Raw genomic sequence first — 17,230 nt, forward strand, 5'->3', positions numbered from 1 at the left:
AGTGGATGTATCGTCCCCTTCGCGAACAATGCGGATCGCCGCCCCGATCGCTCCCACGGGTACGCATTCCAGTCAAGCATTTGCCCTTCACCACCACTGCGCATCCATATTTGGGAGCGACCGGAATCTTTTGAGATAACGCGCACTCCTTGTGGGAGCGAACTTGTTCGCGAAGGCTTTATTCCTGAAGATACATCTTCAGCGGATGTACCGGCCCTTTCGCGAACAATGCGGATCGCCGCCCCGGTCGCTCCCACAGGTACGCATTCCAACCAACCAAACAATCAGTCAGCGATCATTTGCCCTTTACCACCATCTGCGCGGGTGCATCACCCAGTGCCTGCCAGTTCGGGCGGTACATCGATTCGACCTGCGGCGGCGGCACGCGGTATGTTCCCGGCGTGACTGCGCGGGCCAGGTAGAGCAGGTGCACGGTGCTGCTGCCGTCGATATCCAGCGCCGCCACGTAACGATCACCGCGGTATTCCTGATGCTTGATCCCGGCGTTTTCCATCGACTCGCGGATCGTCTTCACTTCTTCACTGGCGTCTTCCAGGCTTGCCGAGCTTTGCGCCAGGTTCTGGTTTTCCAGCTCCAGGCCCGCAGGCAGCAAGTCCACCACCAACGCATCAGGTACGCGCTGTTTGGCACCAATCTCCAGATGCACCAGCACCAGTTGCCCGGTTTTCAGGGCTCCGACGTTCAGTGGCGCGCCGCTCAGGCTCAGGTATTCGCGACGAATGCTCAGGTTTTCGCCACCGGCTGCAGGCGTCTGGGTTGGATAACCGGAAACGGTCAGTTGCTGATAGAGCGGTTCGCTGCCTTGATTGTGTACTGAAAGCGGCGAAGCCAGCAGCCCACCGTCCAGCTTGAGGCCCGGCTGTTTGTTGCTTAGCTCGCGGGTTTGAGTGCCGCTGGCGAGGCTGGCGGTCCAGTCCTTCTCCGCTTTACCCAGCAGGTTACGACCGGCAAGGAACAGCGAGTTGCTTTCCTGAGTGGACAGGTAGCGATTGGCGGCCACTTCATCGGCCAAGGCAAACAGGCGCTCGTCACGCCTTTCCCTGGCGAGATCATTTTCTTCCAGCAAGGCCAGAATCAGCGCCTGATCACGCAGCGAGCTGCCGTAGTCGGCCAGCCATTCATTTTTGCGGCTGACTGCCAGGCCGGCGCTCAGGGCCAGATCGGCACGCGGTTTGTCGCCCATCTTTTCCAGCGCGACCGCCAGTTGCACCAGCGGCAGCCCGGAGCGGGCGTCACTGCGTCGGTCGAACAGGCTGCGCAAGGCCGCCAGCGGAGCCTGTTGGCTGCGTGACAGCACCAGCCCCGCATAGGCTTGCACGGCGAAGCGCGTATGTTCGGCGTTCTGGCTGTAATTGACCTGAATCTGCCCGGCATCCTGCAAATAGCGCAGCAGGCGTTCACTGGCTTTCTTCAGCGCGTCCGGTGGTACGGCAAAGCCCTGATCGCGGGCGCGCAGCAGGAAGTCGGTGACATAGGCAGTCAGCCAGTATTCCTCGTCGCTGTCCGAACCCCAAAGGCCAAAGCTGCCGTTGTAACGTTGCATGCCCAGCAGGCGCTCGATGCCGATTTCGACCTTGCGCTTGCGTTCGGCATCCGGTTCGCCGGTCAGGCCCAGACGCTTGAGGGTCGCCGCGTCGGCATACAGCGATGGATACAGGCCGCTGGCGGTCTGCTCCAGACAACCGTAAGGGTAGGCTTTCAGTGCCCGAATCTGCTCACCGATGTTCAGCGGTGGGCGGCTCGACAGCGACAGCATGGCTTCGCGACCGGCAGGCTCGAAGGCTTCAAGTGCACCGTCCGGCAGGCTCCAGCTTTGCTCGTTGAGAGTGGCGCGATAATGCCTGAGCATCGCCGGGTAGGCTGGGCGTACACCGATGTTCCACTCGCGAGTGAAGGCGGGCAGGGTTTCACCGGGCAGGTCCAGACCTTCGATCAGCACTTTGATTTTGCCCTGACCCAGTCCACCCCGCGCCAGTACCGGCACTTTAAGGGTGACGCGCTGACCCTCTTTGAGTTGCAAGGGCTTGATCTGATCGCCGCCAGGAATGCTCAACTGGCCTTCAGCGCTGATCTTCACGTCCAGCTTTTGCGCTTTGCCCGACAGGTTGGAGACGTCAAGCGCGACGCTGGTCTGGTCGCCACCTGCGAGGAAGCGCGGCGTCGACAGCTCGGCGATGATCGGCGCAGCCACCACGGTTTTCGCCTCGGCCATGCCGTAGCGGTCGTCGGTCCAGGCCTGAGCCATGACCCGCAGTTCGCCGTTGAAGTCTGGAATGTCGACACTCGCTTCACCTTCACCCGCGTCGTTCAGGGTAACCGGCGCGCTTTGCAGTGCCACGATGGTCACGCTGGTGTCCGGACGCTTGCCGCCTTTGGCCAGCGCATCGCCACCGAACGCCATGCTGGCCAGACGTCCCTGACCGGCTTCGATCAACTGGCCGTAGATGTCCAGTTGGTCCGCGCCATACTGCTTGCGGCCAAACAGGCTGGCAAACGGGTCGGGCGTGGCGTAGCGGGTGATATTGAGAATGCCGACGTCCACTGCCGACACCAGCACTTGCACCTGCCTTGGCACGCTGCCATCGGCATTTTTGGCGACAATCTTGAGTTTAAGCGGCTGTTTGGGGCGCATTTTCTCCGGTGCGGTGACCGTCAGCGCCAGTTTGCGTTGCGCACGGTCCAGCGGCAGGTGCAGCACACCTACAGCGCGCTTCGGTGTAACGTTGGCCTTGCGCTCGCCGGGGCGTATGACCAGAGCGGTGACGTACAGATCGTGGCGCGCCCACTTTTTGTCCAGCGGGATTTCATACGATTTGCCCTCGGCCGGCACGTCGATTTCCTTCCACCACAATGGACCTTCGCTGGACTCGACCAGCAGGTAGCCCTTGCCCGCAGCGGGTGGCGTGACGGTCACCGTGGCGGTGTCGCCGTCGTTGTAGGCCGGTTTGTCCAGCGCCAGCTTGACCTGATCCGGCCTGACCGCGCCGCCATCGGTGTTGTCCTGCCAACGATAGCCCGCCCAGAAGCGCAGGCTGCTGACCATACCGGTGGACGGGTCTTCCACTTCGACACGGTAAGGGCCCCACTCGACCGGGAAGCTGATTTTGGCTGTCGAGTCCTTGGTGATGTTGAGGGTCTCCTCGTTCAGGTTGAGGAATTTCTCGTTGAAGTGGTAGCTCCAGCCATCGTTGGCCGAATAATTCCAGTAGTAGTCGCGGCGCTCACGAATCAACCTGACTTTTACATTATCAGCGGCCAGTTTGTTGCCAGCGGCATCGGCCATCACGATTTCAAATTCGGCCGGGCCGTCGCCGTTGGTCTGCGCCTCGCCCTTGTCGGCTTCGTCGTCGTAGTCATCGCTGCCTGTACTGCTGCCGAACAACGCACGCACGCCGGGCAAGTGCTCGGCAGGCCAGATCGGCTGCACCAGACGACGGGTGATCGGACGCCCGCCGGACTCTTGCAGGCTGGCTTGCAGAATCAGTTGCAGTGGCGATTTGGCTTGCGCCCATTCGCTCTGCACGGCAAGCGTCGAGTGGCCTTCGGCGTCAAGCGTAACCGGCTCCAGCTCCAGGTCATGCTTGAGGTCTTCTTCGGTGATCGAACCGAACTGATAGCCCGGCAGTTTCGGCACGGCTTCGCGCAGCGGACGTACGTAGACCTGACCGGTCAGGGTATTGCCCGAGGCGGGCGCGCCGTACAGGTAGCGACCAGTGATATCGAACTCGGGGTTGTCAGCAGGCGCAACCGGCGTGTCGCTGCCCTTGAGTTCCAGAGCCAGGCGCTCGGGCAGGAAGTCTTCAACCTTGAATTCGTAAAGCTGCGGTTTGCCGTCGCCCAGGTCGAACACCAGTTGCCAGCGACCGGTCGGCGCTTCATCGGCGAGTTGCAATTGATACTGGTAGAACCCACTGCTGTCGGCTTCCCAGACGAACTTGCGGCTGACCTGATCATCAGGGCGGCGCACTTCGACGGTGATGGATTGTGGCTTGACGTTCTTGCCGTCGCTGTCACGCAGCAGGCCGTTGAGCAGCACGGTTTCACCGGGGCGATACAGGTCACGCGGGCCGAAAATAAAGAATTGCAGCGGGTGAGCCTGCGGGCCGGAGATGTCGAACTCGGCCAGGTCCAGCGCCGAACTGTTCAAACGCAGCATGCTGGTCTGTTCGTCCTTGTGCGCCAGTACCACCGCCGCCTTGGCTGGCAGCGGCAGTTGAGTGTGGCCGTCGCTGTCGGTCTTGCCCTGGGCGACAACCTTGCCGCTGTCGTCGTACACATCGACGCTCACATCGCTCAGGGCCTTGCCGCCCTCGATCGCTTGAGTGAAGACGTCCAGACGGTTGCTGTAACGGTGTATCGACAGACCGATATCACTGAGGGTGAACAGGGTAGCCGGCTGCGAGTAGCTGTAGGTCCCCGACGCGCGCATGACTGCCAGATAAACACCCGGCTGTTGCAGAGGTTTGATACCGGCAATCGGTAGCAGCAGGGTTTCACGGGTATTGCGCGCAGGCTTGAGGTCGAAACGACCGCTGTAGACCAGTTCGGCCATAGGCAACAGCTCTTCGGAGCTGTAGCTGGACAGGCTCGACGCGCCGTCCCACTGGGCGAGGAAGTTGGGCATCGAGTCGGGTTTGACGCGAAAGAATTCGACATCCACCTTGTCGACGTTCAGGGCGATGACCGGCAAGCCCTCGGCCAGCCGCGTCGGCAACAGGCTACCACGGCTGGCGAAGCCGACGGTGGCTTGCAGGTCACGGGTTTCCAGACGGCTGATGTATTCGGCCGCGAGCGTGGCCTTGTTGACGGCCTGCAGACCGGCATCGACGGTCAGCACCAGTTTGCGCTGCAGCTCAAGGTGGCGCAGGCGCAGTTCCATGAGGTTGTCCGACAGCTCCCAGGCACCGTCGACCTTGCCGTTCTTGCTGTCCACCAGATGAAGTTTTTCGCCGAACTTCTGCTCCGGGTCGAGCGGCACGGAAAAGCTCACCGACAGGGCGCTTGCGCCGTCGATCTGGATTTCCGACACGTCGATGACGGTCAGTTCGCGCCCTGCGTAGCGCTTGCTCAGCGCGGCGAGGTCGACTGCGGGTTTGGGCTTTGTATCGGTAACCGCTGCCTGGGTCGTTGCTGCCGCGGCTGGCGCCGGTTTATCCGGGGAGGAGGAATCACAGGCGCTCAGCAACGCAAGCGCGCAAGCCAGAAACAATCCTTTGTTGAACATGGTGGCACTCATCGGCAACGGTAGAGAGGGTGCGACTATATAACAGTCGTGATGACAAGTATTACTGTCAGATTGAACAGGTAGTCCCTGGCATTCCTCACACGCCAGCGCAGGACGTAGAGCCTGGCTATCGTTCCTCACGCTCCAGCGTGGGAATGCCTTGGGTGACGCTCCGCGTCACAAATGTTCGCCGCGCCGCACATTCACGACCGGGCCACCATCATCTGCACAGCAAAGCCTTGGCGCTCTGGCTACAATGCTCGCCTTGCCGGGAGTTCTCATGTCCACGTTGCTCAACGATTGGCGTCATCGCTCAACCCATCGTCGTGTCTGGGCGCTGGCTGCGCCGATGATTCTGTCGAATATTTCCGTTCCGCTGGTAGCGCTGGTCGACAGCGCAGTGATCGGTCATCTGCCGCACGCACATCAGTTGGGTTCCGTCGCGGTCGGGTCGACGCTTTACACTTTCCTTGCCTGGGCCATGGGTTTTCTACGCATGGGCACCACCGGTTTTGCCGCGCAGGCGGCAGGGCGCAATGACAGTGCTGCGCTGCGCCGGATCCTGTTGCAGGGGCTGTTGCTGGCCGTCGGGCTGGCGTTGTTGCTGGGTGTGATCGCCTTGCCGTTCAGCCATCTGGCGCTGGCGATGATGCAGCCGTCTGCCGATCTGCAGCAAATGACCCTGGATTTCTTCCACACCCGGCTGTTCGGCCTGCCTGCGGCGCTGGCCAGTTATGCGCTGGTCGGCTGGTTTCTCGGCGCGCAGAACGCCAGAGCGCCACTGGCCATTCTGCTCATCACCAATCTGGTCAATATCGCGCTCAACCTGTGGTTCGTCATCGGCCTGGACTGGGGCGTGGTCGGTTCGGCGCGTGCCTCGGTGCTGGCAGAGTGGACCGGCGTAGTGCTCGGTCTGCTGCTGGCCCGCAAGACCTTGCGCGCCTGGCCGGGGCAGATCGTCTGGTCAGCCCTGAGGCTGTGGAGCAAATGGAGGCCCTTGCTGGCGGTCAATCGAGACATCTTTCTGCGCACACTGGCGCTGCAATCGGTGATGTTCCTGATCACAGTGCAGGGCGCTCGTCTGGGTGACGCAACGGTTGCCGCCAACGCATTGTTGCTCAACGGCCTGCTGTTGACTGCCCATGCACTGGACGGGCTGGCGCATGCAGTCGAGGCTCTGTGCGGCCATGCCATTGGTGCGCGTGACCGGGATACGCTGCGGCGCTCGCTGGTGGTCGCGGGAGGCTGGTCACTGATTGCCAGCGTGGCATTTGCGCTGTTGTTTCTGGTGGGCGGGCATGGGTTCGTCAGCGTGCAGACCGATATTCCTGAGGTTCGCGCCACGGCCATGACCTATCTGCCATATCTGGCGCTGATGCCACTGCTGGCCGTCTGGAGTTACCTGCTGGACGGGCTGTTCATCGGTGCCACCCGTGCGCGTGAAATGCGCAACGCGATGCTGTTCAGCGCAGCAGGCATCGCGCCGCTGGCTTATCTGGCTTCCAGCCACGGCAATCACGCGCTATGGCTGACGTTTCTGGCTTTTACCCTGCTGCGCGGCCTGAGCCTTGGCGCCATTGCCTGGCGATTGACGCGCCGGGACGGCTGGTTCGTTCACTGAGTCTTCAAGACCGCACGGTTCTTTTCCGCGAGCCTTTGCGGGGTGTGATTGACGAACATGTCGACCTCGTCGACCACCGGTGCCAGGCCGCTTAACAGCTTGGCAAATGCGCCGACCAGCGTGCCGTGATTGGTGCGCGAGAAATACAGGTCGCGTACCGGCACACCCGCCTCGCGCAATGCCCGCGCCAGGCCACCGGTGTTGCGTTTGGGGTTGACCAGCGAGTCCGTATTCGAGGCCATCAGCAACGCAGGGGGCGCGCTGGAACTGACGTGGTTGATGGGTTGCGAGTCAGGCGGTGAGTCGGGGAAAAAGAACACCGGTTTCACATCGGCGTTCTCGATAGGCAGAAAGTCGTACGGCCCGGCCAGCCCGATCCAGCCGCTGAGAATGGACGGCGACAAGCCTTCACGGGCCAGCCAGCGGGGGTCGAGCGCCAGCATCGCAGCGTTATAGGCACCTGCACTGTGGCCCATCACGTACAAGCGGTCAGGATCGCCACCGTAGGTTTTTGCATGCTTGTGCGCCCAGGCCAGCGCCTTGGCTGAATCTTCCAGAAAGCTTGGGTAGCGCACCTGCGGATAGAGCCTGTAGTCGGCAATCACGACGACCATGCCACGCGCAGCCAATGCTTCGCCGACGAAGGCGTAATTGGCTTTCGAACCGGTGTTCCAGCTGCCGCCATAGAAAAACACCACGACTGGCGCATTGGCCGGTTTAGTCTGTGGGGTGTAAACGTCCAGCGTGTTGCGTGGATCCTGCCCGTAGGCCACCCCGTAGACATGATCGACAGGGCCGGTCGGATTCAACGTGTTGAGCAGCTTCAAGGGCGAGCAACCGGACAATGCTGCCAGTACGGCACCCGTCATCAGTGTCAGGAAAATCACTCGTATCATAAGGGAAGGGCTCTGGCAGATAAGTCGGATATGCCTGAGACCGTCGCGCTTCGCCCCAGTGCCGCATAGTTACTGCTACGTCATTCAATAGCGTCCGGATCACCCGAAGAACGGCCATTCGCCTTGCTGGCAAAGCTGATGCGCGGGCTGCTCAGTGTCAGGCCATCATCGTCGATCTGCACCGTGCTGGACCCCGCATCCAGTGTGACTTTGCTGCCTTCACCAAGGTATAGGCAGACCCCGTCTGCCAGTTGCAGCAGTCGGTCAGCGCCAATGAACATTTGCCGGTCGAGGTGCATTTGAACGTTTTCGACAGGCGCTGGATCATTCTCGCGACGCGCCTCCTGCGCCGGCAGACCGCCGATGATCAGTGGTGGGTGTGTGTCATCCTCAGAAAAGCTCACCGCCACTGACATACCGGCGCGACATTCGATATCCAGCCCCGGCGCCAGATGCAGCCAGCAGCCACTGCCTGGATCATTCGGGTGCTGCCACTCCCATTCCAGCCAGACGCGCACCCGGCCTGCCGCATCAAGCCTTGCCGGTTCGCCGCTGATGCCGATGATCCAGCCTCGCTGAAGATGCGCAGTGGGCGCGCACGGTGCCGGGGCAGGCGTTCTGAAGCCGACTTCCCATGGTATGGCCTTGAACTGGTTCGAGTAGCGTTCCGATGCCCCGCGGTCATTGCCATCAACGATGCCAAAGCGATGCCGGACTTCGGTGATCAGCCACATGTGGTTCCAGTTCTTCTCGGGATGGTCGGCCAGCGGCAGCAGTTCTGCGCAAGTCACGAACGGCAAGGTACTCTCGCCTGTCGCGTGCTGGGCTGCGCGGCTGCCGGGCAGATCCGTTGCATGCTCGGTGACGGCAAACCGGGTCACCCCGGACTGTTGCGCGAATTGACGCCAGCGTGCGACAGGGCTGCGCGCAAACCCGTGCAGGTTGGCGCCGAATACCAGTTCGTGGCGATGCCGTGAATGGACAAAGTGGTAGTGAATGCCTTCTTCTGCGCACAGGCGCTGGACCAGTTGCAGGTCGGATTCCTGATACTGCACGCAACAGTCGCGTTCGCGGCACTCGGTCGGCAGGTCAAAACGGAAACAGTTCTTCAGGCCATGTTCTTCGAGCACATGGGTGATGATCCGGGTGGCGGTCATGTGCTGAAAGATGCGCGACTGGTGGCGTAACCCGAGACAGGCCAGTCGAGGCCCCATTATCAGCGTGTAACACGCCGGGCCGGGTTGGTAATGCTTGCGTGTCGCGCCTTGAATCTGACCGTGAAAGTTCTTCCGGCTTCCGAAGCTCAGCGAGGCAGGTTTGTACATCAGGCCGGTCAGGTCCAGATCCAGGCCGTCGCCAAGAATGTCCAGTTCAAATGTAAAAGGCTGGCTGATCGCCTCGCTTGCGCTGAACGATATGACAGTGAAGCAGCGCTGCAGGCGGGCAATTTCCAGACGAAAGAGCGGCGCGCTGGTGGGGTCGGGCATGATGGAGTGCTTCTCTACCGGGAATGCGACCGCGAATTCTGGCGTAGAAAACGGGCAGGGTAGAGGGCTGCAGGTAGAACAGGACGTTGCCTACAGGGAATGTTGGTAGCGGCTTACGATGTGCGCATGACCATCGCGCCAACGCATAAGTCTCGTAGGAGCGAGCTTGCTCGCGAAGAGGCCGGAACGCACCCCGAAACAAGGCGTTTGGCCTCGTTCTCCTGGCTTATCAGAACTTGCCTGTAACGATGAGTGCACAGCATTGGCACCACAGTCACAGTAGATGGGGCCCCAATTGCAGGCCCCATCGCAAATCCTGGAATCAGGACGACAGGTACGAAGAGCGTGTCAGCCCCAGGCGCAGGGCGTCGAGGAAGTAGGTACGCTCGCGCGGGGTAATCTTGGCGCTGGCGACCTTGTCCCGGTAATGGGTCATCAGTTCTTCCGGCGACAAATGCACGTAGCGCAGCATGTCTTCGATGGTGTCGTGGGTTTCGATGCCCGCGTGGTAAACGCTGCCGTCCGGGTTCTGGTAGATGTTCACCGAGTCGGTATCACCGAACAGGTTGTGCATGTCCCCCAGAATTTCCTGATAGGCGCCTACCAGGAAGATCCCCAGCAGATAGTCTTCGCCTCCGTTCAACGAGTGCACCGGCATGCTGGTCTCGATGCTCTGCTCATCGACGTACTGCTTGATCTTGCCGTCGGAATCGCAGGTCAGGTCCTGAAGCACGGCGCGGCGCACCGGCTCTTCGTCCAGACGGTGCAAGGGCAGAATCGGCAGCACCTGGCCGATGGCCCAGGTATCGGGCAGGCTCTGGAACACCGAGAAGTTGCAGATGTACTTGTCGGCCAGCTTGTCGTTGAGTTCGTCGAGCACCTGACGGTGTGAGCGTTGACGTGCCTTCAGCGAGTTGTACAGGCGGCGGCAGACGGCGAAGTAGCATTGTTCGCCGAGTGCTTTCTCCGCCAGGCTGATTTTGCCATCGGCGTACTGGGTAGCGATGTCGCTCATGTAGTGCGTGGCACGCCAGTAGGTTTCGGTGACCATTTCTATGTCGGTCGGACCCAGCAGGTCCACCAGCCACTGCACGGTTTCCGGCAGGCTTTCCTTGTCGGAGATTTCCGGCACTTCGTCGTTATGCTTCTCGACGTCGGTCACCTGGACCACCAGCATGGCGTGGTGGGCGGTCAGCGAGCGGCCGCTTTCCGAGAAGATATGCGGGTGCGGCAGGCTTTGCGCATCGCAGAACTCCTTGAGCATGCCGACCACCACACCTGCGTAATCGTCCATGTCGTAGTTGATCGAGCTGGCGTTGCGTGAGTGGGTGCCGTCGTAGTCGACGCCCAGACCGCCGCCGACATCGATGTAATCCACCGGCAGGCCGAGTTTGCGCAGTTCGCCGTAATAGCGGATAGCCTCTTTGAAGCCGTGCTGGTAATCAGCCAGGTTGGCGATCTGCGAGCCCATGTGGAAGTGCAGCAGGCGGATGCCCTGATCGAGCCCGGCCTTGCGGAAGCGCTCGACCACCGACAGCAATTGTGCGGCCGACAGACCGAACTTGGATTTCTCGCCGCCGGTGTCCGCCCATTTGCTCGACGCCAGGGAAGACAGACGCACGCGCAGGCCTACCTGAGGGGCGACTTTCAGCTCGGCGGCTTCTTCGATCACCAGCTCGACTTCGGATTCTTTCTCGATGACGATGAATACGTTGTGGCCCAGCTTCTGGCCCATCAGCGCCAGACGTATGAACTCACGGTCCTTGTAACCGTTGCAGACGATGGTGCCGCCTTTGGGCGCCAATGCCAGCACGGCCATCAGCTCCGGTTTGGAACCCGCTTCCAGACCGATGGAGACGTTCTGCGTGGCGATGATGTTTTCCACCACCGCTTCCTGCTGGTTGACCTTGATCGGGTACAGCGCGGTGTATTGGCTCTGGTATTCCAGGCGCGCGATGTTGCTGTCGAATGCACCGGTCAGTTGACGCACACGGTCTTGCAGAATGTCGGGGAAGCGCACCAGCAAGGGCAGCGACAGGCCGCTCTTGCGCAGGTTGTCGACCTGTTCGTAAAGGTCGATGGGCGAGCTGTCCGGCCCATTGGGACGGACTTCAACGCGACCTGCTTCGTTGATTGCAAAATAACCCGCGCCCCAATGGCGAATACCATAAACGCTGCGGCTGTCCGCAACTGTCCATTGGCTGCCATCGTCTTTGCGTGTGCGTCGTACGGACATCGAAGTCCCCTATAAAGAAGTCGTTGCGCCAGCCAATAGCCAGCTGGGCGCAGTGTAATGAGTTGAAATGACGATTTGATTCGCTGCCCGCTACGCGGATTCAGCCGCCGGACTTTTTAGCCTTGAAGCCTTTTTTGATCAGCTCTGCCAATAGCAGTTCGACGTGATCGCCCTGAATCTCGATTACGCCGTCCTTGAGCGATCCGCCTGTGCCACAGCGCTGCTTGAGGGCCTTGGCGAGTTCTTTGAGCGGCTCTTCTGCCAGCGGGACACCACTGATGGTAGTCACGGTCTTGCCGCCGCGGCCTTTGCTTTCCCGGCGCACGCGGGCAATACCGTCCCCTTCGGGGATGGCGGTCTGTTTGCAGGTGCAGTCGGCAACGGGCTGACGACAATCCGGGCAGTGACGCCCTGCGTCGGTTGAAAACACCAGGCCACCAAGGGCGGCGAGAGAAGCGGCTTTTTTAGCCACGCAAAAATCCTCTTGTTGAGGACTGAAGATGGGTCGGGCTCACACGAACCATCGACCGCGAAGCCCCACTCTGGCAGGGGCAGCGCTACTGAAACGGCAGGGCCGGTCCAGTTTGAAAAGGTCGCGCAGTGTAACGGCAAACAGACCGGTTGCTAAGGGGCTGGATACGCCAATTTCTGAACACTGGCTTACTGAGCATTCTCTATCTGCTGCAGGTAGCGTTTCAGCGCCGCGAGCGAGTCCGGGCAGTAAGGGATTTTTTCAGCCTGATGCAGAACGTCGGCGATGGGCATGAAGCGCGCTTCCAGCACTTCTTCGGGCTGCAATCTCAAGGGCCCGTCCCACACGGCTGAAAACACGGCGCACCAGAGCCGGTTGCCCGGCTGATCGAAGAAAAACCGTTCGTGGGCCTGCAACGGTACGCCACTGACGCCCAGCTCCTCTTCCAGTTCCCGGGCAGCGGACTCGTCATAGCTTTCATCCGCCTGCACCATTCCGCCTGCGGCGACATCCCAATAACCGGGATAAATCGCTTTGCTCAGTGTGCGCCGATGCACGCAAAGCTCACCGGCACTGTTGAACAGCAGGATATAAGTGCCGCGCCCGATCAGTCCGCGCTCGCGCAAGTCGGCGCGGACCCGCGAGCCGAGCAGTCGGTCCTGCTCGTCGACCCAGGCGATCTGCTCGGCATCCGAGGCGGCACGGTGCGCGGCCTCGTTGGCGGGAATAGACATCAGCCTTGATTCAGCAACTGGCGCAGGTCGATGACCGCGGCGTTGGCACGCGAGATGTAGTTGGCCATGACCAGCGAGTGGTTGGCGAACACACCGAACGGGCTGCCATTCAGAATCATCGGGCTCCACAGCGGTTCCTGGGACGCTTCCAGCTCACGAATGATCTGACGCACGCTGACGGTCGCATTCTTCTTGGCCAGTACATCGGCGAAGTCGACCTCGATGGCGCGCAGCAGATGCGACAGAGCCCAGGCCTGACCGCGCGCTTCATAGAACACGTTGTCCACTTCCAGCCACGGGGTCTCGACGATTTCCTCGTCTACCTGCGGTACTTCGCCAGGCTTGACCGAAACAGCGGCCTCGGTTTTCAGCGTGCTGTTGAGTTTGACCCGACCGACACTGGCCGAAAGGCGTTGCGACAGCGAGCCCAGGCGGGTGCCGACATCACCCAGCCAGTTGTTCAGGTTGTCGGCGCGGGCATAGAACAGCGCGCCTTTCTGGTTCGGGTCGGACAAACGTGCCTGGTAGCGACTCAGAGAGTTGATACCTTCGGCGTATTGCGACTCGCTGGAAGGCAGGATCCAGCTGCGATTGTTGAAGTTGAACAGCGGCTCGGCGCGAGCCAGATCGCCATCTTCGGCAGATTGAGACTGGGAACGGGCAAAGTCTTTGCGCAGCGCACGACTCAAGTCACGCACCTGCACCAGTACGCCGTATTCCCAGCTTGGAATGTTGTCCAGCCACAAGCCCGGTGGCATGCGGTCGTTGGACAGATATCCACCGCGCTTGTTGAGCAGGGTGCCAGCCACGGTCTTGAGCGTTTCAACCGTCGTGTAGCCGATAACCATTGGCTTGCCTTCGCGCTCGGCGGCGGCTTGAGCGTTCTGTTGTACAGGGAACAGTGCAGGCTCTTTGCTCCAGTACCAGCCGACTACCAGTGCAACCAGCAGGTAAATCAAGATCAAGGCGCCCAGAGCGCGGCTATAGAACAGGTTACCCAGGTAACCGCGGCGTTTGACCGATGAAGTGTCAGCGGTGCGCTCACCCGCGCTGCCTGCGCGGTTCTTCCAATCCAGCATGGTAGGGTCCTTTCGATCTTGAGTTGAATGCTTCACGTGGGGTTCGACCGCAACCTTACCCTAAGGTGCGATCGGGGCAGCTGCAAGCTTCGAGCTTCAAGCCAAAAGCGAATTGCTTTCAACTTCCAGGTTGCAACTCAAGGCCTATAGCCAGGCTTTATCAGTCGATTGATTTTGAGTAATGGCTAAGCGCCATCAAAATGTTGTCAAATAAGTGACTTACGGCACTGTTCTGTTGTAACGGAGGTGCTAGCATAGCGCCATCAGCCGTATCGCTCAGTAAAACCACAGTAGTCTCAATATGACCGAGCCAGAAGACCCTAGCCGAGATCGCCTGAAGCATCATTTTGCCCAAAGGGTCATCCACCAGGCACGCCAGATTCTGGAGACGTGGCAACGTCTGCAGAAAGCCGAGTGGTCGGCTGGCGACATGGCTGAGCTCAAGGAGTCGACGTTGCGTTTACTGCGCTTTGCCGAGCGCTTCGAGCAGGTTGAACACATTTCACTGGCGCATGACATCAACCAGGCACTTGAGGCTGTCGAAGCCAATCGCGGTCGCCTCAACAGCCGCGTCATCACTGACCTCAATCGTCTGATGCAACGTCTCTCCCGCACCGGGCTGCGGCATGGCGACCAGCTTGAGCAAACGTCGCTGCCTCCGCTGCGCAAGCCGGTCTATGTGGTGCTTCAGGACCATGAGCGGGCCGAGCGTCTGGCCAAGCAGCTGGAGTTTTTCGGTCTGGCAGCTCTGTCGTTGCACAGTGTTGCCGAGTTTCAGCGCGCAATGGCGCAACGGCATCCGGCGGCGATTGTCATGGATGTCGATTTCAGCGGGGCCGGTCAGGGTCTGAAGCTGGCTTCACAGGCTCAGGAAGGCCTGGAGCAGAAGCTTCCGCTGTTGTTTTTCAGCCTTAACGAAACCGATACGCCCACCCGCCTCGCAGCAGTGCGGGCCGGTGGCGAAGAGTTTTTGACCGGCGCGCTGGAAGCGTCGAGTCTGCTGGAAAAAATCGAAGTCTTGACCTGCGTCGCTCAATACGAACCCTATAAAGTGCTGATCATCGACGATTCCCGCGCTCAGGCAATGCACACCGAACGCATTCTGAATGCAGCCGGAATTGTTACGCGGGTTCTGCTCGACCCGATTCAGGCAATGTCCGAACTGGCGGAGTTTCAGCCGGACCTGATCATTCTCGACATGTACATGCCTGGTTGCACCGGGACTGAGCTGGCCAAGGTCATTCGCCATAATGACCGCTATGTCAGCGTGCCGATCATTTACCTGTCGGCCGAGGATGATCAGGACAAGCAGCTTGACGCCATGAGCGAGGGCGGCGATGACTTCCTCACCAAGCCGATCAAGCCACGCCACCTGATCACCACGGTTCGCAATCGCGCCGCCAGAGCCCGCAGCCTCAAGGCGCGCATGGTTCGTGACAGCCTGACCGGGCTCTACAATCACACGCACATCCTGCAACTGCTGGAAGATTGCAGCTTTCGCTCGCGACGCGAGGGTAAGCCGCTGTGTTTTGCCATGCTCGATATCGACCACTTCAAGAAGGTCAACGACAGCCACGGTCACCCTATGGGAGATCGCGTCATCAAAAGCCTGGCGCTGTTTCTCAAGCAGCGCCTGCGCAAGACCGACTTCATCGGTCGTTACGGTGGTGAGGAGTTTGCCATCGTCATGCCCGATACCGACATTCAAAGTGCCCATAAAGTGCTTGATGAGATCCGCCATCGCTTTGCGGAGATCCATTACCCCGCGCAGCCGACCGATCTGTTTTGCACTTTCAGCGCCGGGGTCGTTTCTCTGGGGGCTAATGACGACAGTCTGAGCCTTGCGTCACAGGCGGATACTGCGTTGTACTGCGCCAAGCACGCGGGCCGCAATCAGGTGCATTCGGCCCTGGTGGATGTGCCCTATAACGTCGTGTTGACGGAAATCGAGGCCTGATTCGGTTTCAGTCCTGGCTTTCGATCAGCTTTTGCCGCTCTGCCGATTTGCCGGGTGAAAATGCCAAGGCCAGTTGGGTGCGGTTATGCATGTGGGTCAAGCGCAGCACTTGGGACACGTAGAGTTTGACAGTGTTTTCGGTAATGCCCAGTTCGCAGGCAATCTGGTAATTGGTCAGCCCCTTGCTGACCAGGCGCGCGACGTCAAGCTGGCGGGGTGACAATTTGGCCAGCGATACGGGCATCTGTGCATCACTCTCGAGGCTGGTTTTGCGCTCGGACTGCGCCCTGTTCTGAACGTTATCCAGATTTTGATAGAGGTCGTCTATGGATGCGGCCAGAAACTGAAGTTTCTCGTTGAGCAGGCCCAATTGCTGACGGTTTTTCTGCCGTTCGTGCAGCGCTTCCACCTGCAACTGGACACCCTCAAGCAACTCTTCAAGGTTGACCGGCTTCTGGTAGTAATCGGCGATGCCGGCTCGCAGAGCCTTGATGACGTCCTTTTTCTCGGCTTGTCCGGTCAGCATGATGGCCTCGAACAGATGCGTCTTGCCGCCAGCCATCTTCATGGCTTCGACCATCTCGATCCCATTCATGCCTGGCATTTCCAGGTCGCAAAGTACGATGCCAATAGCGCTGTCGCTGCTGAAATGCTCGATGGCCTCAAGGCTTGAATGACAGCGCACGCACGCATAGCCGTTGCTCTCCAGAAACTCACAGAGTTCTTCAACAATAAGAGGCTGGTCGTCGACCACCAGAACTTTCGTGACCGGGTAGTTATCCACATGCAACTCCATGCTGTTAAGGCCGGCAGACCGGAACCTTTATCCATTCAGCAAAACATGATTAAGCGTTGTATGACCCGTTTCGGGTAGTTCAATGACAGTACGCCACAGCGATGTGTTAACCGTAGTCGTACTTTCCGACTATGTACATAGCATTAAACTTTCAATTGGCCGAGAGTCGACTAATGGAGCAACGCTACTGTCAGCAGCAAGCCCGCCAATAAAAAAGGTGAAAAAGGATATTTATCTGGCGCGTCAGGGAACATATAGGCGTAACGCCGCGCAACTCGTTGGTTTATATGATGCTGCACTTTCCTGGCGAGCAACACCCAGGTCAGCGCGGCGATGCCTGCGCCGATAAACGTGCACAGTAAATAGACGCTGTCGGAGGCGAGCGCGAGTGCGGCCATCAGCTTGACGTCTCCGGCGCCCAGCTTGCCGAGCGCATAACCAGGCAACGTCAAGCCCAGTGCCAGCGCCAGTGCCAGCGCGGCTTCCAGTGGCGGGGCGCCTAGCCAGCTCGTTCCGGTGCCTGCCAGCCAGGCGGCCGCCAGTGCTGTTGCGCCCAGTGTCAGCCCGTTTGAAATGTGCTTGCGTCGCGCATCCTGTTCGGCGCAAATTACAAACCAGACAAGCAGAAGAAATAATTTCATCAAGCAAAAAACATCCTGTTTTCCTGAAAGAATCTATGCTCTGTTGAAGCCGTAAATGTCAGGGTA

At 59.9% G+C, this 17,230-nt stretch carries 11 protein-coding genes; 2 read left to right on the top strand and 9 right to left on the bottom strand.

The annotated features are described in order from the left end of the window. Positions 1–295: 295 nt before the first annotated feature. A complete protein-coding gene (locus AC4ANK_RS05310) occupies positions 296–5,245 on the bottom strand; it encodes an alpha-2-macroglobulin (protein ID WP_460383467.1) in 4,950 nt (1,649 codons plus the stop codon). Positions 5,246–5,525: 280 nt separating this feature from the next. On the opposite strand from AC4ANK_RS05310, the gene AC4ANK_RS05315 reads away from it, so the two are divergent. Then, positions 5,526–6,866: an MATE family efflux transporter gene (locus tag AC4ANK_RS05315; RefSeq protein WP_002555354.1), complete on the top strand. Its 1,341-nt coding sequence runs from the start codon at positions 5,526–5,528 to the stop codon at positions 6,864–6,866. Here the strand turns inward: AC4ANK_RS05315 and AC4ANK_RS05320 are convergent. The 6 genes from AC4ANK_RS05320 to AC4ANK_RS05345 all read right to left on the bottom strand — a co-directional run bounded on the left by AC4ANK_RS05320 (position 6,860) and on the right by AC4ANK_RS05345 (position 13,770). Next, positions 6,860–7,762 carry an alpha/beta hydrolase gene (locus AC4ANK_RS05320; RefSeq protein WP_002555353.1) on the bottom strand — a complete coding sequence of 301 codons (903 nt, stop codon included), beginning with the start codon at positions 7,760–7,762 and terminating at the stop codon, positions 6,860–6,862. The genes AC4ANK_RS05315 and AC4ANK_RS05320 overlap by 7 nt on opposite strands. A gap of 80 nt (positions 7,763–7,842) precedes the next feature. Then, positions 7,843–9,249, bottom strand: a complete 1,407-nt coding sequence (locus tag AC4ANK_RS05325; RefSeq protein WP_460383464.1) for a type VI secretion system Vgr family protein — start codon at positions 9,247–9,249, stop codon at positions 7,843–7,845. A gap of 322 nt (positions 9,250–9,571) precedes the next feature. Beyond that, positions 9,572–11,485 carry an arginine decarboxylase gene (gene speA, locus AC4ANK_RS05330; protein ID WP_031594981.1) on the bottom strand — a complete coding sequence of 638 codons (1,914 nt, stop codon included), beginning with the start codon at positions 11,483–11,485 and terminating at the stop codon, positions 9,572–9,574. Between the two features lie 100 nt (positions 11,486–11,585). Then, positions 11,586–11,957 carry a translation initiation factor Sui1 gene (locus AC4ANK_RS05335; RefSeq protein WP_002555350.1) on the bottom strand — a complete coding sequence of 124 codons (372 nt, stop codon included), beginning with the start codon at positions 11,955–11,957 and terminating at the stop codon, positions 11,586–11,588. A 188-nt stretch (positions 11,958–12,145) separates the two neighbouring features. Beyond that, positions 12,146–12,691, bottom strand: coding sequence for an NUDIX hydrolase (locus tag AC4ANK_RS05340; RefSeq protein WP_002555349.1), 546 nt, complete (start codon positions 12,689–12,691; stop codon positions 12,146–12,148). Further along, positions 12,691–13,770: a DUF2333 family protein gene (locus AC4ANK_RS05345; protein ID WP_002555348.1), complete on the bottom strand. Its 1,080-nt coding sequence runs from the start codon at positions 13,768–13,770 to the stop codon at positions 12,691–12,693. Before AC4ANK_RS05345 ends, AC4ANK_RS05340 begins: the two co-directional genes overlap by 1 nt. A 301-nt stretch (positions 13,771–14,071) precedes the next feature. Between AC4ANK_RS05345 and AC4ANK_RS05350 the strand changes: the two genes are divergently transcribed. Beyond that, the gene (locus tag AC4ANK_RS05350; RefSeq protein ID WP_002555347.1) at positions 14,072–15,727 is read left to right on the top strand and encodes a response regulator; all 1,656 of its coding nucleotides are present in this window, start codon (positions 14,072–14,074) and stop codon (positions 15,725–15,727) included. A gap of 7 nt (positions 15,728–15,734) precedes the next feature. Here AC4ANK_RS05350 and AC4ANK_RS05355 read toward each other — a convergent pair whose 3' ends face one another. Both AC4ANK_RS05355 and AC4ANK_RS05360 read right to left on the bottom strand, forming a co-directional pair. After that, on the bottom strand, positions 15,735–16,523 hold the full coding sequence (locus AC4ANK_RS05355; RefSeq protein ID WP_032701664.1) for a response regulator transcription factor: 789 nt from the start codon (positions 16,521–16,523) through the stop codon (positions 15,735–15,737). A 170-nt stretch (positions 16,524–16,693) separates the two neighbouring features. Beyond that, positions 16,694–17,164 (bottom strand): prepilin peptidase, encoded by a 471-nt coding sequence (locus AC4ANK_RS05360; RefSeq protein ID WP_031594980.1) that lies wholly within the window; start codon positions 17,162–17,164, stop codon positions 16,694–16,696. Positions 17,165–17,230 lie beyond the last annotated feature (66 nt).

The organism is Pseudomonas sp. Pmew2, assembly GCF_058129885.1.